Below are 22588 nucleotides of genomic sequence, written 5' to 3'. Positions count from 1 at the left end.
AATCAGTTTTCGGCTTCGTCGGGGTTTTGGGTTTGCAGACCTTTGTTCTCGGCAAGGGAAACTAACTCTTTATCGGCGCTAACGAAAACCAGTTCCTCGACGTTTTCGGAGACGGACAGAGCCGCAGAGAGCTGTAGGCTGTCGAGAGTTCGCAGGTCGTCATCGAGAACTAACTCGAACGAATTGACCAGTAGCGACTCTTCGGTTGGTAGTATGAGAAAGTCGGAAAGGGCCTCGTCGAAGAAGGACGCGAGTAGTTCGTCCAGAACGTCGTCGCCGATGTCTTCGCGGTTGTACTTCCGGCGAAACGCCGAAACCGTCTCGACTACTGCGATGGAAGTCAACACGACCTTCGTATCGTCGTCAGTAACGAGTGAATCTACGAATTCCGTTCCGGGTTCCTCGTAGTATCGCTTGACGAGTGCGGAGGTATCGAAGAAGAGATTTTGCATTGTTAGAATCGCTCGTCTCGGTCCTGTTTGACGATTTCCGACAACTTCTCTCCACCCTTCGCGCGGCGGCGAAGCGATTCGAGGTCTTCTTCAGACTCGTGTTCTTTGAGGAACGACTCCATCTCCTCTCGAAGCGGGCGAGTTTGCGACTTCTTTAGAAGTTGCTCGCCAAGAAAATCGAAGTCGTCGCGGGCAACGTCGCTCATACCTACACATAAGTCGGACGAACCAAACGCCTTACGGTATTAGGTATGGCTCAGGCGTCGGTATTCTTCAGTTGCTCCCGCGTCCGGCCCGAGTACCCCACGACAAGCGCGACCAGCAACAGAATCGACAGTCCGACCGCGAGCGCACCCTGTACGCCCTGAATCGCGGCCGCCACGAACATCCCGACCGCGCCGATGGTCGCAATCTTGTAGCGCTCGGCCCAGATGCCTCGCGCCCCCGTCAGCGCGAACGAGAGGGTCAGCAGGTAGTAGAGCAGTCCGTCCTGTGAGAACCCGCCGAGCGCGAGGAGGACGTACGCGCCGATAGCGACCAGCAGGACGACGACCGCGACCGAGAACCCCTTCGCCAGCGCGACTCGCGTGTTCGACATACGCTTGCCTTGTCCGGCCAGCGACAAAATACGTCGTGGTGTCCCGCGGCGCAAACGTCAAAGGGTACGCGCCCATAGCATCGACTGAGCAACATGAACCCGTTCTACGAACTGGGGCGACTCACCGCCGGGGTCAGTATCACGCGCCTACTGGCGGTCGTCGTCGCGGTCTTCGCCCTCCTCTTTCTGCTGCCTTTCATGGACCCCGCGGTAATCCTCGGTCTGCTGGCGCTCGGGCTGGCGATTGCGGTGCTGTCCAGCGCGGTCGAAATCGTCGGCCCCTACGAGAAGCGCGCGCTGACGGTGTTCGGCGAGTACCGGAAACTGCTGAGTCCGGGCCTCAACATCGTCCCGCCGCTGGTGAGCAAGACTCACACCTTCGACATGCGGACCCAGACCCTCGACGTGCCCGAACAGGAGGCCATCACCGAGGACAACTCGCCCGTCACCGCCGACGCGGTCATCTACATCCGGGTGATGGACGCCGAGAAGGCGTATCTGGAGGTCGAGGACTACGAGAAAGCCGTCTCGGACCTCGCCCAGACCACGCTCCGGGCGGTCATCGGCGACATGGAACTCGACGAGACCCTGAGTCAGCAGAAGGAGATAAACAGCCGAATCCACGAGGAGCTAGACCGACCCACGGACGAGTGGGGCGTCCGCGTCGAGAGCGTCGAGGTCCAGAAGGTGATGCCCACGCCGACCGTCGTGAGCGCGATGGAGCAACAGACCGCCGCCGAGCGCAGGCGGCGGGCGATGATTCTGGAAGCGCAGGGCGAGCGCCGGAGCGCGGTCGAACGAGCGCAGGGCGAGAAGGCCTCGAACGTCATCCGGGCGCAGGGCGAGAAGCAGAGCCAGATTCTGGAGGCCCAAGGCGACTCGATTTCGACCGTCCTGCGCGCCAAGTCCGCCGAGTCGATGGGCGAGCGCGCGGTCATCGACAAGGGGATGGAGACGTTAGACGCCATCGGACAGGGCGACTCGACCAGTTTCGTCCTCCCGCAGGAACTCTCGTCGCTGGTGGGTCGCTACGGCAAGCACCTCACCGGCAGCGACGTGGCGGGCGACGGCGAGTCGCTGGAGAGTCTGGAGTTCGACGCCGAAACCGAGGAGTTGCTCGGTCTGGACGACGTGGACGAGATGCTCGAGGAGTCGAACGGCGAGGAGGTCGGCGCGGAGCGCGAGGAGTTCGACGCCGAGATGGAAGTCGAAGAACGCGAGCGGTCATCTACCCACGAGTAAACTCGTGGGCTTGAGCGTGGGACTCCCCTTCTGTCTCCAGTGTGGAGAAGGCAGTGTACTCGCCGTTCAGAGTCAACGTCCCGCTCTTGAGGGCGAGATGACCGTCGCCCAACCCCGAGGGGCGTTTGCCCTCGGGTAAAGCTAACAGCCGCTTCCCAATGTTCTTCGCCGCGTTGTAATCGCCGTCCACCTTGTACCCACACTCGTTGCACTCGAACCAGCCGTCAGAACCACGGTTCGTACTCGACTGGTGTCCACACTTCGAGCAGGTCTGTGAGGAGAACGCGGGATTCACCTCCTCGACGCGAATCCCGTACTCGGTGGCTTTCCACCGAATCATCTCCTGTAACTCGCGGAACGCCCACTAGTGCATCTGGCGTTTCAATTGGTCGTCGGAAGCGTCCATTCGCTCGCGGATGTGGGTGAGGTCCTCGACGGCGATGTACGAGCAGTCGTACTGGCGGGCTTCGTTCACGATGCGTCGAGAAATGGTGTGCAGGCGGTCCAAGACGAAGCGGTTTTCTCGCCCCGACAGTCGCGCTAACGCCTGCCTCGCGGAACGAGTGCCTTTGTCTTGGAGGCTCCGACGCACCCGGAAATAATGGTTCTGGCCCCACAACAGTTCACCACCGTCGTAGAACGACCCCGTGCTGGTCACCGCCACGTTCTTGAGATTCAGGTCCACACCGAGAACCCGGTCGCCTTCACGCTCCTTAACCTCTTTCTGGATGACGATGTGGAGGTAGAACTCGTCCTCCTGATTGTCGTAATGGAGTGTGCCCATCCGTTTCTCGTAGTCGTCGTCATCGAGGTAGTTGGCCTGATACTCACCGATGTCGAAGTTGACCTCGACACGAGACTCGACTGTCGAGAGGGTTGCACTTCGGTCGTTGATGGTCAGGGTGCGTTTGTCGTAGACGACGGTTGGCTGGTCGAACGTTGGGACGGGGCGGCTGTTACCCTGCTTCCAGTCGGCGACTGTTGACTTCATCATCTCGACCGCCTTCGAGTAGGCGCGAACACAGAGGTTCGCTGGAAGGTCAGTCACGCCACGGAGGTCGTGATAGACCTCGTCGTGGATAGTGGTTTTCGCGGTAATGAGGTAGCCGTCGTCGGTGCGGCCGTTCTCGATGCTGTAATTGACGGCGGTAGTGAACTGCTCGATGGTCTGATGGAGGTGGTCTTGTCGCTCGTCGGGCACATCGAGTTTGACCCGGACGGTCCGTTGCACCTCCATGTGAGACTTTTTAGGAACTTTGTTTATATAGTCAACGATTATTTCGGGAGTCGTCCCTGCTAGTATCGGTGGTCTGTGCCATAGAGTTTACGCGCTTCCTCCCACCCTAAAGGAGTGAGCTTCCGCGCTGTACTGCTGTGAGGCCGGGCGCGCTCGTTGGACGCGGCCGATTTTTCACAAATATAATTGTTTCTATAAGACATAATTAGTTATGGTAAGCGTATGATTATATTTCTCTACGCTCGTATTCCGCCTCGGGCCAACACGCCGGAGTTTCGTTCACCGAAACACGGGGGTTTACTATCCTCAATGCACAACATTGACACGCATGAGCTTCGAGAGTGACCCTCCCAGAGGCTACGACGACGTTGCTTCCGACGAGAACGGACGAGAGCGCAGTTCAACGGGGCGACTCGTCTCTGCGGTAGACAGGCTCGAAGCCATCCCGAAACGGCTCGGGACGCACCTGACCGAGTGGCCCAGTCGCTACGTCGAGATGCGGACCGAGGCGTTCTCCGGCGAGAAGTAGTTTCCGCGGAACGAGGAGAACCTACTCCTCGTCGATTCTGACCGTCAGTACCGGCGCTGGCGACTTCCGGACGACTTTCTCCGTGACGCTCCCGATGAGGTAGTGGTCCAGACCCGTCCGACCGTGCGTCGCCATCACGACCACGTCGATGTCCTTGGCGTCCACGTAGTCGAGAATCTGGGTCTGGGGCACGCCCTCGGCGACGACCGTCTCGACGGACGCGTCGTCGGGGAGCGCCATCGTCGCGTTCTCGATGGCTTGCTCGGCGCGTTCGCGCTCGGCCTCGGTCCACGCTTCGGGGGCCACGCCGCTCGACGGACTCTCGAACCGGTTGCGGCTGTCCGCGACCGCCAGCACGTGGACCGTCGCGTCGTAGGTCTCGGCGAGTTCGCCCGCGTGGGTCACCGACGCGACGGTCCCGTCGCTGCCGTCGGTCGGCAGGAGGATGTCCTGATACATCTCAGAAACCCCCCGCCGCCATCAGGAACAGCGCGACCGAGATGATTGCGAACAGCGCGCCGACGAACTTCTTGATGGTCCCCGTGTCGAGCGCGTTGGAGACGTAGGGCGCGATTTGGCCGCCCGTGACCGTCGCCGGGACGGTGAACACCACCATGTTCCACGGCGTGCTGGCGATGCTCAGCGAGTGACCGCCGACCAGTCCGCCGCCGAAGACGTGGACCACCGAGGCCAAGATGGCGGTCAGCGCGACCACGATGTGGTTGGTCCCGATGGCGACCCGGACCGGGACCGACGTGCCGAGCATCGAGATGATGCCCAACTCGCCGATGCCGAACCCGGCCAGCCCCTGAAACGTCCCGCCGATGCTGTAGTTGGCGAACCGGCGCAGGTAGCCCCCGCGAGTGTAGACGTAGTCGTCGCCCTCGCGGTCCACTCGGGTCACGGTGCCCTCCTCGTCGGTGCGGACGCCAGCGGGGCCGAGTTTCCCGCTGTCGTCGGGGAGGTCGCGCGACTCGCCGCCGTCGGCCATCGTCTCGGACTCGGTGGAACTGTCAGACTCCCCGTGGCCGAGGTCGGCCTTGAACAGGAGGTAGGACGCCGCCATGAGCGCCAGTCCCAGAAGCGAGTGGAACACCACTTCGGGGATGACGAACGAGAGGAGCGCGCCGCCGATGACGAACGGAATCGACCCGGCGACCAGCGTGAGCGCGAGTCGGCGGTCCACCAGTCCGTACTGGATGAACGCGACGGCCGAACTCGACAGGCCGAACGCCTCGCTGATGAGGCCGACCTTCACGATGGTCTCGGGTTCGAGCGGGTAGGCGAACAGCGGGAAGATGAAGATGAGGAAGGGCACGAAGATGGCCGACCCGCTGATTCCCACGGTGTTGACGATGGTCGCGCCCGCGAGGAAGAACGGGAAGAGCCACCAGTACTCTAACCAGTATCCCGAACTCGTGGTGCCCGTGGGTGCGAACAAGTACACCGCGGTGACGAACAGCACCGGGGCGGTGAACACGAACAGGTGCTGATACTTCAGGAACGACTTCTGAATCTGGCTGTAGGACGGAGTGTTCCCGACGTTTTCGAGTGGCATTGTTGTCGATGACTCTCGTGGTTAGTTGGTTTGCTGCTCCGCCGGGACCGAACCCCGCGTCGAGTGTACCTGTGACGCTACCGACGAGCGCGTCGAGAATTTTCGTGAGAACGAGTGTCTGTTATCACCGAGTTCGTCTGCAACGCTCGGTTCCTCCCGGAGAGACGACGAGCGGTCCATCTAGGTGAACCCTCCTGTTGAGGCCTGGAGGGGGTGTCCGGGGTTCGAGCGAGCGTCCGCTGTCTGCTGATTCATGGTGCCCGCGTCTAACAGAACGGCGGTAAAAAAGCCTTAATGAAGGCCACAAATATGCTGTTAGATAATTAGGTTCATCCATTGCCGTCGAGGAGGCCGCCACTCCTTCGGTCGCCGCGACAAATCCCGAAATGGCGACGTGCAGGACGCCGAGAGCGACTGATTTCGGCTCGTCTCACCCTCTCTCGGATTTTCTCGCCCGGACGACCAGAAACCGCGGCGTGTGGTCCTCGAAGTACGCGAGCGGGCCGTCTGTCTCCGGCGGCCGCGGCTCTCGCAGGACCTCCAGAACGAACCCCGCCTCGAACATCGGTCCGACGACGCCCCGGAGCGACCGCCGGAAGCAGGGAATCTCGATGCGGTCTCCGTCCGTGCCCCTGCCGCCGCCCCAGACCCGGTTGTATTTCTCGACTTCGTAGTAATCGGCCTCGGTGGCGTCCGCGCTCCCGATTTCCGGCTCCTCGTGTTCGATGACGAAGTAGGTGGTGAAGGGGTGGTCGCACGGAATCACCGATTGCGTCAGCCGAGGACGCCGAAGCCGAAGCTGGCGTAGGGCCAGAGCGCGTAGACGCCGACGCCGACGACGAGCGCCGGAATCGTCGTGTAAATCGTGGCGATGATGGCGGCCTTCATGTCGATTGCCATCAGGGGGAACAGCGCGTCGCCGTCCTGACTGATGGCGTTGGCGGTGAGCGCCGAGAAGGGAATCTCGCCGTTCGCGTAGAGCGCTGCGAAGACGATTTGGGGCGCACAGCCGGGGACGAGGCCGAGCGCCGCACCTGCGACCGGAGCGAGGACGCCCGCCGCGGCGGCGAGCGCACCGATGTCCAGCGCGAAGACGACCATGCCGTACTCGTACAGAAGGTAGGCCGCGATGACCCAGACCGTGACCATGCTGGTCTCCATGGCGGCGTGCTGGAAGGTCTCGTAGGTGCTGGCGAAGTCGTCGCGGACTCGGCCGGTCTCGCCCTCGCCGATGAACCGGCGGCCGACGAAGTAGAGGTAGAACGAGGCCGAGGTCCCGACGAGTCCGGCGACCGTGAACAGGCCGAAGAACGTCGGACCGAACTCGAGCGCGACCTCCGGGGCACCGCGGCGCAGGTACTCCACGCCAGCGACGAGACCGGCGACGGCGACGACCCACCAGAGGACGTGGACGCCGTGGCTGAGCGTCGTCATAAGATGGGACGCAGTGGTTTCGCCGGGTTCCGTACTGGGGCCGTGACCGCAGGCGGCGTCCTGCTCGTACTCCGGGATGCTCGGGCCGCCCTCGGCGACGCTCGTGGTGGCGAATCCGCCGTCGGTCATCGGGCGGCTGACTCGCTCGACAGCGTCGTCCACTCGCCCGACGCCGAGGCCCCAGCGGTCGATGGCGTAGCCGAACAGAACCGCGGCGACGAACGCCATCCCGTAGGCGTAGATTGCGGCTTCCGGGGCCAGCGCGAGGATGACGAACGCGGAGTCGCCAGCGGTCGCAGCGAGCGCGGCGACGACCGTGCCGAAGCTTATCGTCCCGCGGACGTACAGCGGCATGGCGATGATGGCACCGCCACAGCCGGGAGTCAGACCGAGGAGGCCGCCAGCGATTGGCTGGAGCTTCTCGTTGTTTTCGAGGAGTTGGACGATGCGACCGCCGGTCCGGTACTGGACGTAGCTGAACAACAGGACCGTGACGGCGACGAACGCGCTGACCTGCACGAAGCCGTCCCTGACCGAGAAGACGAAGATGTCGATGGCTTGCTGGAGGTCTATCACGCCGCCAGCACCTCCGGCAACGTGGCCTCGAATTCGACGCTCTCGCTCGGCCGAACTGCTCGCTCTTCCGAGCGTCTGTGGAGAGTAGACGACGCTTTTTCGACTAGCATGGATATCGGGCGTGTGGAGTTGAGACACGCAAACATAAAATAGTGCCTATCAAATCAGAGAATTAGATGCATCTAATACTTGGGGCGGTGTCGGCGAATAGGCGTGAGTCGCCACTCGCGGGAAACGTCGGTGATGGGCCGCGAGAAAACGAATCGCCGCTCGTCAGAACTCGGCGTCGGGTTCCGGCACGCCGCCCTCGACGTCCACGTCCACCTCGAACTCCTCGCGGAGTTCTCGGATGCGGTCGCGGATGTCGGCGGCCAACTCGAATTCGAGGTTGCTCGCGGCCTCGTTCATGCGCTCTTCCAACTCCTCGATGCGGCGCTCGGCCTCGTCGTCGGTTTCGGGTTCGCCCGAGGAGACGCCGGAGGTGTCGGTCTTGCTCCCCGGCAGGTTGGCCTCCGAGACCTCCTTGTCGATGGTCGTCGGGGTGAGGCCGTGTTCCTCGTTGTACTCCTGCTGGATTCGGCGGCGGCGCTGGGTCTCGCCGATTGCGGCCTCCATCGCGTCGGTGGTCTCGTCGGCGTAGAGGACCACCTCGCCGTTGACGTTCCGGGCGGCCCGGCCCATCGTCTGGACGAGCGAGGTCTCGGACCGGAGGAAGCCCTGCTGGTCGGCGTCGAGGATGGCGACGAGCGAGACCTCGGGGATGTCCAGCCCCTCGCGCAGGAGGTTGATACCCACCAGCACGTCGAACTCGCCGAGGCGCAGGCCCCGGACGAGTTCGTGGCGTTCGAGGGTGTCGGTCTCGTCGTGCATGTACTCGACTGCGACACCGGCCTCCTCCAGATACTCGGTCAGGTCCTCGGCCATGCGCTTGGTCAGGGTGGTCACGAGGACGCGCTCGTCGTTCTCGGTCCGGGTTGCGATGCGGTCCATCAGGTCGTCGATTTGCCCCTCGGCGTCCGACACCTCGACTTTCGGGTCCACGAGGTGCGTGGGCCGGACGATTTGCTCGACCACCTGCTCGCTGACCTCGCGCTCGTAGTCGGCGGGGGTCGCCGAGACGTAGAGGGTCTTGTCGGTCTTCTCCTCGAACTCGTCGAACTGGAGCGGGCGGTTGTCGTAGGCCGTCGGGAGTCGGAAGCCGTTCTCGACCAGCGAGTCCTTTCGGGACTTGTCGCCCGCGAACTGCCCCTTGATTTGGGGGACGGTCTGGTGGGACTCGTCGATGACGGTGAGGAAATCGTCGGGGAAGTAGTCGAGTAGCGTGTAGGGCGCGTCGCCGGGTTCGCGGTCCGAGAGGTAGACCGAGTAGTTCTCGATGCCCGAGCAGTAGCCCGCCTCCTTCATCATCTCCAAGTCGAAGGTGGTGCGCTCCTCGATTCGCTGGGCCGCCACGAGGTCGTTGTTGCGCTCGAAGTACCGGATGCGGTTGTCGAGGTCCTCCTCGATTTCGGCGATGGCCTCGTCCATCGTCTGCTCGGGGATGGAGTAGTGTTCGCCGGGGTGGACGAGGACGGCGGACTCTTGGGACTTGACTTCCCCCTCCAAGGGGTCGACCTTCATCATCCGGTCTATCTCGTCGCCCCACAACTCGACGCGGACGGCGTACCGGCCGTACATCGGGAAGATTTCGATAGTGTCGCCCCGGACCCGGAAGGTGCCCTGCGTGAAGTCCACGTCGTTGCGCTCGTAGTTCAGGTCCACGAGGCGCGCCAGCAGTTCGTCTCTCCCCACCTCGTCGCCGACTTCGAGCCGCAGGCTCATGTCCTCGTAGTTGCGCGGGTCGCCGAGGCCGTAGATTGCCGAAACGGAGGCCACCACGATGACGTCGTCCCGAGTGAGGAGCGAGCGCGTCGCGGAGTGTCTGAGCCGGTCGATCTCCTCGTTGATGGAGGCGTCCTTCTCGATGTACTTGTCGGTCTGCTCGACGTAGGCCTCCGGTTGGTAGTAGTCGTAGTAGCTGACGAAGTACTCGACGGCGTTGTCGGGGAACAGGTTCCGGAACTCCTCGTAGAGTTGGGCGGCGAGCGTCTTGTTGTGTGCGATGACCAGCGTGGGCTTCTGTATCTCCTCGACCACCCACGAGACGGTGTTGGTCTTCCCCGAACCCGTTACCCCCAGCAACGTCTGCTTGTCCATGCCCGATTCGAACCCCTCGGCCAACTGCCGGATGGCCTCCGGTTGGTCGCCCGCGGGGTCGAAGGGGGCCTCAACCCGAAACTCGCTCTCGGCCTCTGGCCTGTCGGGCGAAAGCGGTCCGGAGTCGGCGTCGCTCATTGTGGACCGAGGTAGGGATTGGAAGCACTTGAGATGGTCGCTTGATTCTGGCCCGACACGTCCGAGCGTGGCCGTTCAGTCGCGTCGGTCGGCGAGCCACCTGAGGAGTTTCCGACCGAGTCGGGGACTGTGGGCGAGGGTTTCACCCTCGAAGACGAGGGTCTCTTCGTTCTCCTCAGCTTTTGTCTCTAGTTCCTGGGCTGAACGACCGTCATCTTTCGTTGCACTCTTTCGCATATAGTCGATTTAGACTACATAGTATATAAACCATGGGTCGGTGATTTCGGGTCCACAACGTGGGATTAGACGAATTGAGAGGCAATCCCGATTGCGAGTAACCCGAGATATGCACTATACGTGATAGCTTCTGGGAGATCAGTCACGAGCGCGGAAGTGAGTCCGAGAGTCAACGAGACGAACGCGCCGATTGTCAGAAGAAGTGTCATCGTAACGAGAACGCTATTCCACCGAATTGTTTTCCGATTCGACTGAATCCACGTCACATAACTCGTGAGGAGTACGTCGTGAACCTCCGCGTCGGTGAGCCCCTGTCGTCTCGCAGTTCTGATATCCTCGCTCGACACGCCTGATTCGATGCTCGAAGACGTGTACGTGAGGCCTGCGAGTGCCGTCGAGGCGACAAGGGCCGCAACTCCGAGTGCCACGTGCGGATTGTAAAACGCCTGCGCTTCGGCCACTAACTCGAATTTGACCGCGAACGAGAACATCGGCACGACGAGACCGAGGAGGGCGGCGTTGAACCGCAACGTTCGCATCGCCTTGTCGTCGATTTCGCGGAGCCACGCTACTTGTCCTTCGACCGTCTCGCGGACCTCGGCGTGCATCGTCTCGTTTCTGTACCACGACCCGTGGTAGTCCGAGACGGCGCGACGGAGTCCTGAAAGCGGACGATACTCCTTGGACCCATTGGGGGCCTCCTCGTCGTTCGATGGGTCTCGTTCACTGACTCGCTTGATTGTGTCCGCGGTCTCGGACGCTGGATTTCGATGGTCTGTCATGCGCTGGTCTCCTCGTGTGGGCCACCTTCGTCCCGTTATGATTGATAAAAGTAGAGTCGGTTCCACTGACCGCCGCGGAGACGATTTCACCGAAGTCCTCTCAATCGTCTACCTCGAACGGCAGATTGCTCGGGTCCTCGGCGACGACCCACCAATGCACGTCGGCCTTCGGGTGCCTGCGCTCTATGTGCTCCTCCAGTTTGCCGCCCGTCTCGAAGTCCTTCCCGCAGAGGTTGCATCGGTGGTGCTTCTCGTGTGGCATGCTACCGCAGTACGCGATACTGGTCAAAAAGCGTTCTGTGAGTTCGACTAGGGAGACGACTGCCACATAGAAATATATTTTCCTATATTTAATAACTATAAATATGTTCTAAAGACGGATTTAGTTGTCTGCAAACGACCGAGACAGAGAGTTGCGGTCGGCGCGAGGGAGCGAAGCGACCGAGCGAACGCGCCGTCAGCATATGCGGTAGCGGGACGAACTAGCTGTACTACCGCGAGCGACCGGAGGGAGCGAGCGGCACTTTTTTGGTCCAGATTTTTTCGAGGAGCGGTGCCCGCAAGGAGCGAAGCGACTGAGGACACCCGACGAAGAAAAAAGGTGGTTTAACACACCGGCTTCGGATTCACGCCCATCCCTTCCAGCGTCTCGGTGTACTCGTCGTAGGCCGTCTGAATCGCGCCGCTGGCCGCTTCCAGCGCGGCGTCCCAGTCTGCCTCGCTCTCGCACACTTCGCTCAGCAACTCCGTCCCGCGCTCGATTTGCCCGTCCAAGTCGTCGCCCAAGTCGCGGAACAGTTGGGCGGTCTGGGGGTCGGCCTGCCCGACGAAGAAGCCGACCATCTGCTCTTTGGACTTCTCGCTGGCGAGCGTCCGGCCGAGGAATCCACCGACTCGACTCGCACGCCGTCCAAATCCCGCAGATACTCGTGGATGGCCGGGGCCTCGCTGGGTTCGTGGTCATCCGCCGTCTCGTCGTCTAGCTTCCCGAGGACCTGCTCGTAGTGGTCGCGCTCCTGTGCGGCGAAGTCGGCGAAGACCTCGCGGACCGACTCGGCGCTGTCTTCGTCGTCGGCCCACTGCCGGAAGGTCTCGCTGGCGGCGTGTTCGGCCGCCGCGGCGGCGCGGAACACGGTCTTCGAGTCCATCTCGCCCTCGGTCTCGGCGTAGCGAAACTTCGAGGAGCCGAGCCGCGAGAGCGCGGTCTCGTTGTCGTCGCGGACGGTGGCGAGGAACTCGTCGGGTCCATGCCCGCGGATGCGGAGGGGAATCGTTTGTAAGTAGCGACGTTGGCAGGAACCGAATCCGAAAACTGCGCCCCACGAGCGGACATTCGGGAAATCTTTGGTCGCGCTCTGTGCGGTTTCAGACATGACCGCAACTCGACGCAATCCCCCCGACGACCGAACCGTGCTGATAACCGGGTGCGGGTCCGGCATCGGCCGCGCGACTGCTCGGCAGTTCGCTCGACAGGGCTGGACGGTCTACGCGACCGACCTTCGACCCGAACTGCTGGCACCGCTGGCCGACGAGTGCGAGACCGCCGAACTCGACGTGACCGACGAGGAGCAATGCGAGGCGGTGGTCGAGCGCGTCGCCGACGAGGAGGGCGGCATCGACTGTCTGGTCAACAACGCCGGATACGGCGTCCTCGGCGCGGTCGGAGACGTCTCCACCGAACAGGCCCGCGAGCAGTTCGACGTGCTGGTCCACGGTCCCCACAGACTCGCTCGCGCCGTCCTGCCGAAGATGCACGACCAGTGCGGCGGGACGATTATCAACGTGACCAGCCTCCTCGGTCGAGTCACCTTCCCCGGTCTCGGCGTCTACGGGAGCGCCAAGTTCGCGCTGGAGGGGCTGACCGACGCGCTCCGGATGGAGACCGCCCCCGAAATCGACGTAGTGGCGGTCGAACCGGGTTGGGTCCGAACCGAATTCGACGAGACCGCCCGCGAGCAGTTCGACGCCATCGACGCCTCGCCGGAGTTCGCCGACGTGTACGAACTCCACGAGGAGGGTCCCTTCCTCGACGGCGGCCCGCTGGCGGTCGACCCCGAGGAGGTCGCCGAGGAGATTCTGTGCGCGGCCTCGTCGTCCAGCCCCAAATCGCGCTACCCGGTCGGCGTGGCCCGGTGGCTCGTCTTCCTGCGGTTCCTCCCCGACTCGCTTCAGGACAAGGGGCGCTGGGCGATTGGGAAGTTGGGGACGGAGCTTCGGCGGCTCGGACTGCTCTGAAAACGAGAGGGGAGGCGAAACGAACCTATTCGCCACCCGTGCTTCACGGCTCGCTTCGCTCGCCGTTCCGCTTCGAGGCTTCCGACTTCGTCACACTCAGTCGTCAGCCTCGCCAAACTTAGTCGTCAGCCTCGCCAGTTTCGATGGGCGCGTCAACCAGATTACCCCACTCGGTCCACGACCCGTCGTAGTTCACGGCGTCCTCGCAGCCCAGCAGTTCGTGGAGCGCGAACCACGCGACCGAGGAGCGCTCGCCGATGCGGCAGTAGGCGACGGTGGTGCCCTCGCCCTCGATGCCCTCCTCGGCGTAGAGGGCTTGCAGTTCCTCGCGGGACTTGAACGTGCCGTCGTCGTCGGTGACCGCGGCCCACGAGATGTTCTTCGCGCCGGGGATGTGGCCGCCGCGCTGGGCGGTCTCCGTGAGTCCCGGCGGGGCCAGTACCTCGACGCTGTACTCCTCGGGCGACCGAACGTCTACGAGCGGAACGCCGCGGTCGATGGCCTTCTCCACGTCGTCGCGGTAGGCCCGGATGGACTCGCGCGGACCGCCAGCGTCGTACTCCTGTTCGGAGAACTCCGGCACCTCCTCGGCGGTCGGGTAGTCGTGTTCGAGCCAGTAGTCTCGACCGACGTCGAGCAGGCGCACGTCGCCGTGACCGTAGCACTTGAACTGCCAGTAGGCGTCGGCCGCAAACCAGTTTGCGTTGTCGCCGTGGAGGACCACGGTGGAGTCCTCGGTGATGCCGTGAGAGCCGAGGAGGTCCTCGAAGTCGGGCTTGTCGAGGATGTCGCGTCGGGTCTGGTCCTGTAGCTGAGTCTCCCAGTTGAATCCGACTGCGCCGGGCGCGTGGGTCTCGTCGTAGGCCTCGGTGTCTACGTCCACTTCCACGAGTCGGTACTCGGGGTCGTCGGTCTGGAACTCATCTAGGTGATAGGTTGCACGACCGAAATCCGATGGTCGGATTCCACGTCGTTTACGGCGGGAGGGGGTCAATCTCCACCCAGTCGGCGGAGACGAGAACGTCGTTCGCGTATTCTGCGTCGCTCATGACGTCCGCAGGTTCGGACTCTCAGGTTATAGTCCCTGTATTGACGGTAGGTTCCGCCATTTCTCGCGCCATGAACGAGAACGTCGTCGTCGGTGCCGACTGGCTCGCCGACCGACTCGGCGATAGACGACCCCGACGCCGTCCTCGCGGACACCCGCGACGACGACGAGTTCGCCGAGGGCCACATCCCCGGCGCGGTCAACCTCGACTGGCGCGAACTGGTGGACGACGAGACCCGCGGGCTGAAATCGCGGTCGGAACTGGCAGAGACTCTGGCGGGCCACGGCGTCACGCCCGACCGGCGCGTCGTGCTGTACTGCAACACCGCCCGGCGAATCAGCCACACCTACGTCGTCCTCTCGTCGCTTGGCTACGAGGAGTTGGCGTTCTACGAGGGGAGTCTGGCCGAATGGACGGAGGTCGGCGGCGCTATCGAAACTGGCGAGTCGTAGTCCATCGGCGGTTTCCTATCGCGGAGAAACAATCTAAACAACAGTTAGATAAATAAAACACAGTTCGAGAATTCACAAATATTTCTTTGGCGACTCTGCGGTGGAGCCTCTCCGGCCTCGACTACGCATCGACAAGTCACTGCGCGACTGCGAAAAATCGTCCTCGTTTCTACAGGAACGCGAACTGGGTCGAACGCCGCTTGATTCGACCTTTCTTCACGTCCTTGGCGGTGCGACCGGTCATTGTCTGGGAGACAACGTACATGGATTATATTATTCACGTCGATTGCATATGAAACTTCTCGGAGAATCATACGCATACTCATACGAGAGACGTTCGCACGTCGCTTCGCGGTCTCGTCGGGCGGCTCTGTCGAGACAGTCCCGATACAGGTCAGCAAAGGGTACGATTTATATCTTGCATCTTTGAAAAGCCACCGTGAACCGCGTGCCGACTCGAACGCTCGCCGCGCTCCTCGTACTCTGTGTCGGTCTCTCGACAGTCGGCGCTCCGACCGTCGCGCTCCCGGCGGACGCGCTCTCGGCCGACGCTACGTCGGCGGACACCTCCGCGTCCGACGTGACCTTCGTCGAGAGCGATATCACGGAGGACACGACGTGGACCGCCGACGGCGGCCCCTACCGGATTGCGGCCGACGTTACCATCGCGGAGGGAGCGACGCTCGTCGTTGAACCGGGGGCAGTCGTCCAACCCGCCGCGGACATCTCGCTCGTGGTCGAGGGCAACCTCAGCGCCGAGGGGACCGCGCAGGCACCGATTACGTTCTCGCCCGCGCCGGAGGCCCCGAGTCGCGTTCGCTGGGGGTCGATTCGCTACGAGGGGTCGGCCCACTCGCGCCTCTCGCTTTCGCACGTCGTCCTCGAACGAGCGACGAACGGCCTCACCGTCGATAGCGCGGTGGGCCGCGTCGACGTGCGCGACGCCACCGTCCGGCGAATCAGTCGCCACGGCGTCCGCGTCGTCCACGACACCGGCACGCCGAAACTGACCATCGAGGACTCGACGTTCGCCGCCATCGGCGGACGAGGAGTCGCCGTCACGCCGGGCCGAGGTCCAATCGGCGAGTTCGGCGTCACGTCGAACTCGACCGAACCCGGCAACACGACCGAGCATCAACTCGCGGTCTCGCCCGGCGGGGACACGACGATGGACACCTTCCGAGTCTCCTACCGCGGGCACGGCGAGGTGGGCGACGTCGAACGCGGGCACTTCAGAACGTTCGGCCTCGACTTGAACAACAACGGCACCGTGGACTGGTCGCTGTGGCCCCTCGTCTCGAAGGTCGAGACGGGAGACAACGCCTACGAGTTGCGACTCCGACGCGCCGTCACGGTTCCCGGCGACGCGACGGTCCGGGTCGCGTACAACCACACGGAGAACCCCCAGACCTACGGGACGTATCCGATTGCGGTCGATTTCCGGCGTCACGGCGTCTCACAGACCGCAAAGACGACGGTTCCCTTCAGACTTCACTCGGCCGGATACGGCCCTGACCGGCGGATGGCCGGGCGTCCCCCGGAGGAGACCCGCGCGACCCGGATTTCGGTGACCGGTTCGACGTTCGAGCAAATCGGCGAGCAGGGCGTGTTCGTCTCGGCGGACGCGACCCGGAACGTCCGCCTCGCGGGCAACGCCTTCTCGGACAGTCAGGGGTCGGCCATCGCGCTCCGAGGACGGCGAGTCCGCGGAGCCACCGTCGCTCGCAACCGAATCTCCGCGGTCGGTGACGACGCCGACGGGATTCGGGTCGCCACGCGCCGCGCCGCGAACCTGAACGTCCGCGAGAATCGAATCTCCGAGGCCGACGCCGGTGTCGGACTCTCCGTCAGAAACGAGAACGCCGACGGGGTCCGGATTGCGGACAACACCCTCACTCGGAGTACGACCGGCGTTCGCGTCCGTCACCGAGTCGCACGCTACGCCCACCGCCTCTCGATGACGCTCGCCGACAACGAGATTTCGGACAACCGTCGCCACGGGGTTTCGGTCGTCACCGAGGCGACGCGACTCCGAGGAGCAGTCCGCGGGAACAACGTCACCGGGAACGGCGCGGCGGGGGTCCTCCTCGACGGCGACACCGTCTCTGGGCTTCGCCTGCGAAACAACACGGTCGAGGAGAACGCCGACGGCGTCCGCCTCAGGGCGAACCGTCTGGTGAACTCGGCGGTCGCAGACAACACTATCGCGGACAATCGAGGTCACGGCTTCTCGGTCCGGACGAGGCTGGTCGTCCACGACCTCTCGGTCGCCGACAACCGGGTTCTCGACAACGCCGGTATCGGCCTGAACGTGGACAACGAGTTGACCCACGCCGGACGGGTCACGCTGACCCGCAACGTCGTGGCCGCCAACGCATACGGCATCCGACTCGCCGGCGCGTTCGGCGGCCGGATTCTGGACAACGCGGTCGTGTTCAACACCTACGGCCTCGACGCGCCGAGGAGCGTCCCGAGCTACCGACCCGGCACGGGCATCGTCGTCGAGGAGGGCGACGCGGGCGCTATCTTCCGGGCCGGAGAAGTGGACGAGGAACTCGCCGAACTCGTGGACGACCAGGCGGTCGAGTCAGACCTCGAAGGCCGCCGCCCCGACGAGGAGTACACGGTCGTCCTCCGGCCGAACCGGAGCGGCTACGTCTGGAACGGCAACCGCGCCGCGCTCGCTGTCCGGTCGGTCTCCGAGGACCTCCCGACTGGGGTCGTCCTCCGGAAGGGCGACGAGAACCGCCAGCGCGTCGTCGTCAGGGGCAACGACGTCTACGGCCACGACCGAGGAATGGTGGTCAACGTCAGCACCCTGGTCGACGCGAACACCACCACGCGGTTGTTCGTCAACTCCTCGCGGACCGTCCTCGCCGAGCGCAACTACTGGGGCGCGGAGTCCGGGCCGACCCACGCCTCGATTCACCCGGAGGGGACCGGCGATCGCGTCGTGACCCGCGCCGGGTGGGTCGATTTCGTCCCCTCCTCGTCGTCGCCGAACCGCCAGCGCTACTCTCGTCCAGTTCCCAACGTCACGATTTCGTCGGGCACCGCGACCGGCGACTCCGCGGCGGTCGGCGACTCCGTGACTGTCGGCGACTCGGTGGTTCTCTCCGGGCGCGCGTCGAGCGACCGCGACGGGCAGGTCGCTTTCCACCGATTCGTCGTGAAAGGACCGGAGAACGCGACCGTCCCGTCGCCAATCGACTCGGCGGCCCCGAACGCGACAGTCTCGTTCGAGGAGACCGGCCAGTACACGATTTCGCTGGTCGTGGCCGACGAGATGGGCGTCGAGAGCGCCGACTCCGCGACGGCGACGGTTCGGGTCCGCGAGCAGGGCGCGACCACGACCGCTTCGCCGGGGCCGGGCGCAGGGTCCGACTCCGAATCGGCGCTCTCGACTTCGACGCCGTCGAACGCGACCACGGTCGGCAACTCGTCCGCGAACTCCGGGAGCGAGGACGGCGGTCTCCTCCCGAGCCTCTCGGTCTTCACCACGCTCGGAGGACTCCTCGGGCTGGTCTTCTACCTCGCGGCGCTGGCGCTGGGCGCGTTCGGCGTGATTCGGAGCGTCCAGCGGGCGGGCGTCCCCGTCAGCGGGAAAGTCATCAACGGACTCGCCGCCGTCGGCGTCCTCGTCTGGGTCGTCTTCGGACTGCTGGGGACCGGCGGCCTCCTCGCGGTCGGCGTCGGCGGCGGCGTGCTGTGGGTCGCGCTCGTCGCGCTGCTGTGGCTCCTGATGGGGTGAGTCCGCGGCTATTTTCCGATTGCTCATCCGCGGCCGTTCACCTCGGCCGCGAGGAGTTCCGAGGCCTCCACGAGGAGCGCGACCACCAGCGGCCCGGCGATGAAGCCAATCGGCCCGACGCTGAGCAGACCGCCCGTGAACCCGACGAAGTAGAGGCTTCCGGGCAGGTGGGCAGTCTCGCGGGCCAGTCGGGTCCGGATGACGGCGTCGGGGAGCCACCCGATAACGACGCCGCCGAGGACGAGGACGAGAACCGCGGCGGCGACCTCGTTGGCGGTCAGGCGATGGAACGCCAGCAGGCCGACCAGAAACGACGGGCCGACGATGGGGAGAAACTGGAGGAACCCGGCGACGAGCGCGAGCGTGGCGTAGAACTGGTAGTCCAGCACGTAGAAGACCGGGAGCCCGACGAGGAAGGTGGCCGCCGCAGTCGCGGCCTGCAGGACGTAGATGGCGAACAGGGTCTGTCGGGTTCGCTCGTGGAAGGCGGCCGCGAGGTCCCGGTACTCGTGGGGGACCGGCGCGAGGAGCGCGCGGCGGGCCTGTCCGCGGCGAATCAGGAGCGCGAATATCAGGAGCGCGAACAGCGTCCCCTTCAGCGCGAGGACCGGCGCGAGGCGGGCCAGCGACAGCGCCACCACGCCCAGATACTCGCGGGCCAACTCGGTCACGATGCTGGCGTCGGCGGTGTAAATCGTGCCCAGAATCTCGACGCTGACGCTCTCGGGCAGGTCGAGGAGGAAGCCGACCAACTCGCTCCGCCGCCGGTAGACCAGAAAGCCGAACGACGCGAACAGCAGGACGACGCTGACGAACGCGAGGGTCGTCGCAACGGCACTCGCCCACCACGGGGGGACTCCTCGTTCGACCAGTCGCTCGTGGAGGGGCACGAGGACGTAGGCGACCGTGATGGCGAAGAAGACGGTGCCCAGCACGTCGAACAGCACCGCGGCCGCGAGCAGACCGACGAGCGCCAGCACGCCCGCCAGCACCCATTGTCTCGTCGCGGACATACGCTCTCAATCGAACCCCCGTGGCAAAACGTTTGGCTTGCGCCCGGTCGCGGTCACGTGAGCAACGCGAACGTGACCGCGTGGTTCCGTTGACCGCGCGAAAGACAATAAAAACAATCCTTTGAGAAACCAAATTATTTCCTTAGGAATGAATTTCGATTATCTCCTCCGTCGCGTTCGGGCGCGGCGCGCTCGCGCCGCGCCCGAACGCGAGGTCTAAGCTCCACTACCGCTGTTCCACTACCGCTGTTCCACTACCGCTCCCCGACTACCTCGCGCTCCCGAACGCCGTCGGCGACCACGTGGGCGTCCTCCGGCGAAAATCCGACCCGCAGTCGCTCCGAATCCGGTCGCTCCGGAACCCGGAGCGTCACGTCCCGGCCCTGCCAGTCCAGATGCACGCGGAAGGACTCCCCGAGGAACTCGACCGTCTCGACGGTGGCCTCGAAGCCGTTTTCGGCCGGGCCGCGGACCAGATTCTCCGGGCGGACGCAGAAGGTGACGGTCCCGCCGTCGGGCGCGTCGAGGCCCGCGAGTCGGAAAGTCGCCTCGCCGACGCGGACTGCATCTCCGTCGACCTCGCCCGCGAAGACGTTGTTCTCGCCGAGGAACTCCGCGACGAACCGCGAGGAGGGGCGTCGGTACACGTCCTCGGGCCGCCCGACCTGCTCGACGCGCCCGTCGTTCATCACCGCCACCCTGTCGGAGACGGCGAGGGCCTCCTCCTGGTCGTGAGTGACGTAGACGGTCGTGATACCCAACTCCGACTGGATTCGCTTGACCTGCGTGCGGAGGTTCTGGCGGAGTCTGGCGTCGAGCGCGCTCATCGGTTCGTCCAGCAGGAGGACATCGGGGCCGGGAGCCAGCGCCCGAGCCAGCGCGACTCGCTGGCGCTGACCGCCCGATAACTCGTCCGGACTGCGCTCCTCGAACCCCGGCAGGTCCACGAGTTCCAGCAGGTCGGCCACCCGCTCGTCCTTCGACTGTTCGCCCGGCGTCTCGCGGAACCGCAGGCCGTAGGCGACGTTCTCGCCGACCGTCATGTGCGAGAACAGCGCGTAGTTCTGGAAGACGATGCCCGCGTCGCGGTCCTCGGGGGGCACGCCGGACATCTCGCGCTCGCCGAACCGGACAGACCCTGAATCGGGCGTCTCGAAGCCAGCGATGGCCCGGAGCGTGGTCGTCTTCCCGCATCCGGAGGGGCCGACTAAGGTAAAGAACTCGCCGTCGGCCACGTCGAGGCTCACGTCCTGCAAGGCGTCCACGCCGTCGAAGGACTTGGAGATGCCCCGAATCGAGAGGTCGGTCATGCTTCCCACCGCCCCCCGAGCCTATCGACGATCACGAAACTCACGCTGGTCACGACAAGCAGGACCGTCCCCATCGCCGAGGCGGGGCCGAGGGTCCGGTTGCCGATGTAGCGCTCGACGGCGACTGGCATCGTGTAGCTACTGCTCCCGGTGGCCAAAATCACCGTCGAATCGAACTCGCCGACGCTGATGGCGAACGCGAAGGCGGCCCCCGCCGCGACCCCGGAGGCCACCAGCGGAAGTTCCACGTCGAGCAAGGCCCGGACTCGGGTCGCGCCCAAGGCCCGCGCCGACTCCACGACAGAGCGGTCCACGCCGCCCAGCAGGGGCGCGACGTTCCGAACCACGAAGGGGTAGGCCGCGACGCCGTGGGCCGCGACGATGGCGACCGGGCCGGTGACCCGCAGGCGAGCGCCGAACAGTTCGACGCCGAAGACGAGTCCTCGGAGCATCCCGAGGCCGACGACCACGCCGCTGACCGCGAGCGGAGCCATCGCGGCGGCGTCGGCGAGTCGGCTTCCCCGGCCTCCTCGGGTCGTCAGCACCGAGACGGTCACGCCCATCGGAAGCGCCACCAGCAGGGTCGCTGCGCCGAAGACGAGGGAGTTGCGGACCGCGACCCCCGGTTTCGTCTGGAACGAGGCCCCCTCGACCTGTCGCTGGACGAGGAACTGGTAGTACTGGAGCGTGAGGCCGGAGGGACCGGTCAGACTCTCGACGACCATGCTGGCGATGGGGCCGACGAAGACGACGGCGACGACGAGGGCGTACGCCACGACGCCGACCCGCTCGACTGCCGCGAGGAGGGAGGGGGAATCGGGAAAGAGGCGCTTCCGCGGCGGCGGGTTCGCGGTCCGGCCGCCCGACTCGCGGGCCTCGTACCGGAGGTAGGCGTAGGTCAGCGCGAGCGACACGGCGGTCTCGGCGACCGCGAGCGTGGCGGCCTCGGCGTACTCCAGTTCCTGCACGAGCGAGTAGACCCAGACCTCGACGGTGGCCAACTGGAAGCCGCCGAGCGCGAGGACGATGGGGAAGGACATGAACGTGAAGACGAAGGTCAGAAGCGCGCCGGTCAGAACCGCGGGCAGGAGCTGCGGGGCCAGCACGTCGCGGAAGGCGTACCACGGGTTCGCGCCGAGCGAGCGAGCCGTCTCGACCATCCGGGCGTCCACGCTCTCCCACGCCGCGGTGGTGACTCGCGCCACGAGGGGCGCGTTGTAGAAGGCGTGAGCGACGACGATGGCTTCGAGCGTAAAGAGGAGGTTGACTTGGCCGACCCCGAGCGCGGTCAGGGCGGCGTTCAGCGGGCCGTTTGTCCCGAAGAAGGCGACGAAGCCGATGGCGACCATGATGGAGGGCATCACGAACGGGAGGATGGTCAGCGAGCGAATCGTCCTGCGGCCGGGGAACTCGTAGCGCGAGAGGACGTAGGCTCCGGGCAGGCCGAGGAGGACGCTCGCAATCGTCGAGAGCAGGGCTTGGTAGGCGGTAAAGCCGAACAGGCCCAGCGGCGACTCGGCGGCGACGGCCCCGACCTCGCCGAACTCCCCGGCGAAAATCGGGGCGAGCGCGCCGAAGTAGAAGGGGTCGGTGAGGACCTCGACGACGACGTCGAGAGTCCACGCGCCGCCGACGCGGACCGCGTCGGCGAAGACCGTGAGGACGGGGTAGTAGAAGACGACCAGCAGAACCGCCGCGGTGGCGACTCCGAGGACCCCGAGCGCGTGGCGTTCGAGCCATACGCTCGGGTCGAGGTCGGGTCGCTCGCGTCGGCCCGCGGTCTCCCCGTCTCGGGTCAC

At 64.6% G+C, this 22588-nt stretch carries 21 protein-coding genes and 2 pseudogenes; 5 read left to right on the top strand and 18 right to left on the bottom strand.

The annotated features are described in order from the left end of the window. Positions 1 to 2: 2 nt before the first annotated feature. From EPL01_RS08415 to EPL01_RS08405, 3 genes are read right to left on the bottom strand one after another with little or no spacing between them, the layout of a single operon-like run. Entirely contained in the window at positions 3 to 452 is a 450-nt protein-coding gene (locus EPL01_RS08415) for a type II toxin-antitoxin system VapC family toxin (RefSeq protein ID WP_135824816.1), read from the bottom strand. A gap of 2 nt (positions 453 to 454) precedes the next feature. After that, complete coding sequence (locus EPL01_RS08410) at positions 455 to 658, bottom strand: hypothetical protein (protein WP_135824815.1); 204 nt, start codon at positions 656 to 658, stop codon at positions 455 to 457. Between the two features lie 50 nt (positions 659 to 708). Then, positions 709 to 1050, bottom strand: coding sequence for a hypothetical protein (locus tag EPL01_RS08405; protein ID WP_135824814.1), 342 nt, complete (start codon positions 1048 to 1050; stop codon positions 709 to 711). Between the two features lie 198 nt (positions 1051 to 1248). Between EPL01_RS08405 and EPL01_RS08400 the strand changes: the two genes are divergently transcribed. Next, a complete protein-coding gene (locus EPL01_RS08400) occupies positions 1249 to 2292 on the top strand; it encodes an SPFH domain-containing protein (protein WP_246045658.1) in 1044 nt (347 codons plus the stop codon). Here EPL01_RS08400 and EPL01_RS22015 read toward each other — a convergent pair. Next, a complete protein-coding gene (locus EPL01_RS22015) occupies positions 2279 to 2632 on the bottom strand; it encodes a zinc ribbon domain-containing protein (RefSeq protein ID WP_210424104.1) in 354 nt (117 codons plus the stop codon). The two genes, EPL01_RS08400 and EPL01_RS22015, sit on opposite strands and share 14 nt — an antisense overlap. 24 nt (positions 2633 to 2656) lie before the next feature. After that, positions 2657 to 3529, bottom strand: coding sequence for a transposase (locus EPL01_RS21535; RefSeq protein WP_210424103.1), 873 nt, complete (start codon positions 3527 to 3529; stop codon positions 2657 to 2659). Positions 3530 to 3857: 328 nt separating this feature from the next. Here EPL01_RS21535 and EPL01_RS08390 point away from each other — a divergent pair, with 328 nt between their 5' ends. Next, positions 3858 to 4058: a hypothetical protein gene (locus EPL01_RS08390; RefSeq protein ID WP_135824812.1), complete on the top strand. Its 201-nt coding sequence runs from the start codon at positions 3858 to 3860 to the stop codon at positions 4056 to 4058. A gap of 21 nt (positions 4059 to 4079) precedes the next feature. Here the strand turns inward: EPL01_RS08390 and EPL01_RS08385 are convergent, their stop codons facing one another. The 9 genes and pseudogenes from EPL01_RS08385 to EPL01_RS08355 all read right to left on the bottom strand — a co-directional run bounded on the left by EPL01_RS08385 (position 4080) and on the right by EPL01_RS08355 (position 12238). Then, on the bottom strand, positions 4080 to 4517 hold the full coding sequence (locus tag EPL01_RS08385; RefSeq protein WP_135824811.1) for a universal stress protein: 438 nt from the start codon (positions 4515 to 4517) through the stop codon (positions 4080 to 4082). 1 nt (position 4518) lies between these two features. Continuing rightward, positions 4519 to 5616 carry a sulfite exporter TauE/SafE family protein gene (locus tag EPL01_RS08380; protein WP_135824810.1) on the bottom strand — a complete coding sequence of 366 codons (1098 nt, stop codon included), beginning with the start codon at positions 5614 to 5616 and terminating at the stop codon, positions 4519 to 4521. 430 nt (positions 5617 to 6046) lie between these two features. Continuing rightward, positions 6047 to 6382, bottom strand: a complete 336-nt coding sequence (locus tag EPL01_RS08375; RefSeq protein ID WP_135824809.1) for a hypothetical protein — start codon at positions 6380 to 6382, stop codon at positions 6047 to 6049. 8 nt (positions 6383 to 6390) lie between these two features. After that, complete coding sequence (locus tag EPL01_RS08370) at positions 6391 to 7626, bottom strand: putative manganese transporter (protein WP_135824808.1); 1236 nt, start codon at positions 7624 to 7626, stop codon at positions 6391 to 6393. A gap of 273 nt (positions 7627 to 7899) precedes the next feature. Beyond that, complete coding sequence (gene uvrB, locus EPL01_RS08365) at positions 7900 to 9960, bottom strand: excinuclease ABC subunit UvrB (protein ID WP_135824807.1); 2061 nt, start codon at positions 9958 to 9960, stop codon at positions 7900 to 7902. 75 nt (positions 9961 to 10035) lie between these two features. Beyond that, the gene (locus EPL01_RS21530; protein WP_168215843.1) at positions 10036 to 10197 is read right to left on the bottom strand and encodes a hypothetical protein; all 162 of its coding nucleotides are present in this window, start codon (positions 10195 to 10197) and stop codon (positions 10036 to 10038) included. A gap of 65 nt (positions 10198 to 10262) precedes the next feature. Then, positions 10263 to 10805: a hypothetical protein gene (locus tag EPL01_RS08360; RefSeq protein WP_135824806.1), complete on the bottom strand. Its 543-nt coding sequence runs from the start codon at positions 10803 to 10805 to the stop codon at positions 10263 to 10265. A gap of 274 nt (positions 10806 to 11079) precedes the next feature. Then, positions 11080 to 11241 (bottom strand): hypothetical protein, encoded by a 162-nt coding sequence (locus tag EPL01_RS21525; RefSeq protein ID WP_168215842.1) that lies wholly within the window; start codon positions 11239 to 11241, stop codon positions 11080 to 11082. Positions 11242 to 11585: 344 nt separating this feature from the next. Beyond that, positions 11586 to 12238 (bottom strand): annotated as a pseudogene (locus EPL01_RS08355) (rubrerythrin family protein). A 112-nt stretch (positions 12239 to 12350) separates the two neighbouring features. Between EPL01_RS08355 and EPL01_RS08350 the strand changes: the two are divergent. Beyond that, on the top strand, positions 12351 to 13214 hold the full coding sequence (locus EPL01_RS08350; protein WP_135824805.1) for an SDR family oxidoreductase: 864 nt from the start codon (positions 12351 to 12353) through the stop codon (positions 13212 to 13214). Between the two features lie 118 nt (positions 13215 to 13332). On the opposite strand, the gene EPL01_RS08345 is transcribed toward EPL01_RS08350, so the two are convergent. After that, positions 13333 to 14178 (bottom strand): sulfurtransferase, encoded by an 846-nt coding sequence (locus EPL01_RS08345; RefSeq protein WP_135825026.1) that lies wholly within the window; start codon positions 14176 to 14178, stop codon positions 13333 to 13335. Between the two features lie 198 nt (positions 14179 to 14376). Here EPL01_RS08345 and EPL01_RS08340 point away from each other — a divergent pair. Beyond that, positions 14377 to 14715: pseudogene (locus EPL01_RS08340) on the top strand (sulfurtransferase); the annotation flags it as partial. Positions 14716 to 15154: 439 nt separating this feature from the next. Continuing rightward, complete coding sequence (locus EPL01_RS08335; protein WP_135824803.1) at positions 15155 to 18466, top strand: right-handed parallel beta-helix repeat-containing protein; 3312 nt, start codon at positions 15155 to 15157, stop codon at positions 18464 to 18466. 23 nt (positions 18467 to 18489) lie between these two features. Here the strand turns inward: EPL01_RS08335 and EPL01_RS08330 are convergent, their stop codons facing one another. The 3 genes from EPL01_RS08330 to EPL01_RS08320 form a co-directional block, all read right to left on the bottom strand. Further along, the gene (locus tag EPL01_RS08330; protein WP_135824802.1) at positions 18490 to 19479 is read right to left on the bottom strand and encodes an AI-2E family transporter; all 990 of its coding nucleotides are present in this window, start codon (positions 19477 to 19479) and stop codon (positions 18490 to 18492) included. A 254-nt stretch (positions 19480 to 19733) separates the two neighbouring features. After that, a complete protein-coding gene (locus EPL01_RS08325) occupies positions 19734 to 20789 on the bottom strand; it encodes an ABC transporter ATP-binding protein (protein ID WP_135824801.1) in 1056 nt (351 codons plus the stop codon). Continuing rightward, positions 20786 to 22588: an ABC transporter permease gene (locus EPL01_RS08320; protein WP_135824800.1), complete on the bottom strand. Its 1803-nt coding sequence runs from the start codon at positions 22586 to 22588 to the stop codon at positions 20786 to 20788. The genes EPL01_RS08325 and EPL01_RS08320 overlap by 4 nt, the downstream gene beginning before the upstream one ends.

Source organism: Halorussus ruber (assembly GCF_004765785.1).
In the GTDB taxonomy this organism is placed as follows: Archaea; Halobacteriota; Halobacteria; order Halobacteriales; family Haladaptataceae; genus Halorussus; species Halorussus ruber.
The sequence above is the reverse complement of the archived record's forward strand: the minus strand, read 5'-3'. Positions and strand labels throughout refer to the sequence as shown.

Bases quoted from the DNA above. Each gene is read 5' to 3' on its own strand.
- EPL01_RS08380 (WP_135824810.1), bottom strand. From the start codon at position 5,616: ATGCCACTCGAAAACGTCGGGAACACTCCGTCCTACAGCCAGATTCAG.
- EPL01_RS08350 (WP_135824805.1), top strand. From the start codon at position 12,351: ATGACCGCAACTCGACGCAATCCCCCCGACGACCGAACCGTGCTGATA.
- EPL01_RS22015 (WP_210424104.1), bottom strand. From the start codon at position 2,632: ATGATTCGGTGGAAAGCCACCGAGTACGGGATTCGCGTCGAGGAGGTG.
- EPL01_RS08330 (WP_135824802.1), bottom strand. From the start codon at position 19,479: ATGTCCGCGACGAGACAATGGGTGCTGGCGGGCGTGCTGGCGCTCGTC.
- EPL01_RS08415 (WP_135824816.1), bottom strand. From the start codon at position 452: ATGCAAAATCTCTTCTTCGATACCTCCGCACTCGTCAAGCGATACTAC.
- EPL01_RS21525 (WP_168215842.1), bottom strand. From the start codon at position 11,241: ATGCCACACGAGAAGCACCACCGATGCAACCTCTGCGGGAAGGACTTC.
- EPL01_RS08385 (WP_135824811.1), bottom strand. From the start codon at position 4,517: ATGTATCAGGACATCCTCCTGCCGACCGACGGCAGCGACGGGACCGTC.
- EPL01_RS08405 (WP_135824814.1), bottom strand. From the start codon at position 1,050: ATGTCGAACACGCGAGTCGCGCTGGCGAAGGGGTTCTCGGTCGCGGTC.
- EPL01_RS08410 (WP_135824815.1), bottom strand. From the start codon at position 658: ATGAGCGACGTTGCCCGCGACGACTTCGATTTTCTTGGCGAGCAACTT.
- EPL01_RS08400 (WP_246045658.1), top strand. From the start codon at position 1,249: ATGGACCCCGCGGTAATCCTCGGTCTGCTGGCGCTCGGGCTGGCGATT.
- EPL01_RS08360 (WP_135824806.1), bottom strand. From the start codon at position 10,805: ATGCACGCCGAGGTCCGCGAGACGGTCGAAGGACAAGTAGCGTGGCTC.
- EPL01_RS08325 (WP_135824801.1), bottom strand. From the start codon at position 20,789: ATGACCGACCTCTCGATTCGGGGCATCTCCAAGTCCTTCGACGGCGTG.
- uvrB (WP_135824807.1), bottom strand. From the start codon at position 9,960: ATGAGCGACGCCGACTCCGGACCGCTTTCGCCCGACAGGCCAGAGGCC.
- EPL01_RS21530 (WP_168215843.1), bottom strand. From the start codon at position 10,197: ATGCGAAAGAGTGCAACGAAAGATGACGGTCGTTCAGCCCAGGAACTA.
- EPL01_RS21535 (WP_210424103.1), bottom strand. From the start codon at position 3,529: ATGGAGGTGCAACGGACCGTCCGGGTCAAACTCGATGTGCCCGACGAG.
- EPL01_RS08390 (WP_135824812.1), top strand. From the start codon at position 3,858: ATGAGCTTCGAGAGTGACCCTCCCAGAGGCTACGACGACGTTGCTTCC.